Genomic DNA, 2,619 nt, shown 5'->3' with positions numbered 1-2,619 from the left:
GTCCCCGGACCCCCGCCACGCCGGGCACGCCCGCCGCCCGGATCGCCGCGGCCAGCCGCTCCCCGAGCCGCGACGCGTGTTCAAGCAGGCCCTCGGCGGCGATCGTGTCGAGCACCGCGAGCGCCGCCGCGCAGACGATCGGGCCGCCGCCGAAGGTGCTGCCATGATCCCCCGGGCGCAACAGCGTCCCCGCCGCGCCGATGCCGACGCAGGCGCCGACGGGCAGGCCACCGCCGAGCCCCTTGGCCAGGGTGATCACGTCGGGCAGCACGCCCTCGGTCTGGTGAGCGAACCACGAGCCGGTCCGGCCGATGCCACTCTGCACCTCGTCCAGGACCAGCAGCGCGCCGGCGGAGTCACAGACAGCCCGCGCGGCGGCGAGGTAGCCGGTCGGCGGCGGCACGACACCGCCTTCACCGAGGGTCGGTTCCAGGAACACCGCCGCGGTCGCCTCGCTGACGGCGGCGCGCAGGGCCGCGCCGTCTCCATAGGGCACGAACCGGACGCCGGGCAGCAGTGGCTCGAACGGTGCCCGCTTGGCCGGCTGACCGGTGATGGACAGCGCGCCCAGGGTCCGACCGTGGAACGAGCCCTCGGTGGCGATAATCTCCGGACGGCCGGTCCGGCGGGCGATCTTGATTGCTGCCTCGTTGGCCTCCGCTCCCGAGTTGCAGAAAAAGACCTTCGCCCCCCCGGGCGGAAGCCCGGGGCTCGGCGCGCCGACCCGTAGCAGCTCGACGAGCCGTTCGGCCAGCAGCACCTGAGGCTCGTTGGCATAGAGGTTCGACACGTGGCCGAGAGCGCCGAGCTGGCCGACGACGGCGTCCCGGACCGCCGGGTGGCAGTGACCAAGCACGCTGACGGCTATCCCGCCGACCAGGTCGAGATATTCGCGGCCGTCATGGTCCCACACCCGGCTGCCGGCCCCCCGGGCCAGGGAGATCGCGGGTCGGCCGTAGGTCGCCATCACGACGGCGTCCCGCCGGGCGATCAGATCGGCGTCCTTGGCGATCTCGGCGTTCACTGGGTTCACTGGGTTCACTGGGTTCACTGGGTTCACTGGGTTCACTGGGTTCTCAGCGATCTCGGCGTTCATGGCGTTCCTCCGGTTGGTTCGCCGGCCGGAACGATCCCGGCCGGGCGCGCGGCGGGCGCGGGGGGCGTACCCGGCTCAGGCGAGGTGCCCGGCTCGGCCATGATCAAGGTGCCGATGCCGTCGTCGGTGAAGATCTCCAGGAGCACCGCGTGCGGCACCCGTCCGTCGAGCACGTGCGCCTGCGGAACACCGCCACGCACCGCCCGCCGGCAGGCCTCCATCTTGGGGATCATGCCGGCGGTGAGCGAGGGGAGGAGCTGTTCGAGCTCGGTGATGCTCAGCTCACTGATCACCTCGTCGCTCGCCGGCCAGTCCGCGTAGAGGCCCTCGACGTCGGTCAGGACGACGAGCTTCGTAGCCCCGAGCGCGACGGCGAGTTCGGCGGCGGCGGTGTCGGCGTTGACGTTGTAGACCCCGCCGTCGACGCCGCGGGCGACCGACGCGACCACCGGCACCTTCCCGGAGCCGAGCAGGGCGTTGATCGTCTCCGGTCGGACCTCGACGATGTCGCCGACCAGGCCGACGTCGACCTCCCGGCCATCGACGATCGCCGGGCGGCGCCGCGCGGTGAAGAGGTTGGCGTCCTCACCGGACAGCCCGACGGCGAACGGGCCGTGGTCGTTGACGAGCCCCACGACGTCCCGATTGACCTGGCCGAGCAGGACCATCCGCACGACCTCCATGGTCTGCGGGGTGGTGACCCGCAGGCCGCCGACGAACGTCGAGGGGACACCGAGGCGCTCCAGATGCGCGGTGATCTGCGGACCGCCGCCGTGCACGACGACCACCCGCAGCCCCGAGTGGCGCAGGAACACGACGTCGGCGGCGAAGGCCTCGCGCAGCGCCGGCTCCGTCATCGCGTTGCCGCCGTACTTGACGACGATGGTCGCGCCCTGGAACCGCGACAGCCACGGGAGCGCCTCGATGAGGACCTGGGTCTTCGCGAGCGCCGCATGGCCGCGGGCGGTGGCGGCCGGGCCCCGCCCGGGGCCCCCGCCCGGGGCGGCGTCGCCGGTACTGCCGGTACTGCCGGTGCTGCCGTGCCCACCGTTCGAAGGCGGCGGCGTCCGGGTCGGGGCGTTCATGTCGAGTACGCCGAGTTCTCGTAGACGTACCCGTCGGTCAGGTCGTTCGTCCAGACGGTGACCTCGGCATCGCCGGCGTGCAGATCGACGCCGATGCGCACCTCACGGCCGGACAGGTCGACGAGGTCGCGGTCCTCGCCGGGGGCCCCGGCCCGGCAGACCCGCACCTCGTTGATGGACACGTCCAGCGCGTCGGGCTCGAAGACGGCCTTCGTGGTGCCGATCGCGGCGAGCACCCGTCCCCAGTTCGGGTCCTTGCCGTACAGAGCGCACTTGAGCAGGTTGTTGCGGGCGACGGCCCGGCCGACCTCCAGCCCGTCGTCCTCGGTCGCGGCTCCGGTCACGGTGATGGCGATGGTCTTCGTCGAACCCTCGGCATCGCCGAGCATCTGCTGGGCGAGGTCGATGCACACCTCGGTGACCAGCCCCGTCAGCTCC

General features: G+C 72.5%; 3 protein-coding genes. All 3 read right to left on the bottom strand.

The genetic code is table 11. From position 1 onward, the window contains the following. On the bottom strand, positions 1-967 hold a 967-nt coding region (locus tag AC08ON_RS05740; RefSeq protein ID WP_476616578.1), incomplete at its 3' end, for an acetylornithine transaminase. 125 nt (positions 968-1,092) lie between these two features. Beyond that, positions 1,093-2,181, bottom strand: a complete 1,089-nt coding sequence (argB, locus tag AC08ON_RS05735; protein WP_476607236.1) for an acetylglutamate kinase — start codon at positions 2,179-2,181, stop codon at positions 1,093-1,095. Then, positions 2,178-2,619, bottom strand: a 442-nt coding sequence (locus AC08ON_RS05730) for a bifunctional ornithine acetyltransferase/N-acetylglutamate synthase (RefSeq protein WP_476616577.1), incomplete at its 5' end; no start/stop codon positions are given. The genes argB and AC08ON_RS05730, both read right to left, overlap by 4 nt.

Source organism: Frankia sp. CoWAU3 (genome assembly GCF_977971855.1).
The sequence above is the reverse complement of the archived record's forward strand: the minus strand, read 5'-3'. Positions and strand labels throughout refer to the sequence as shown.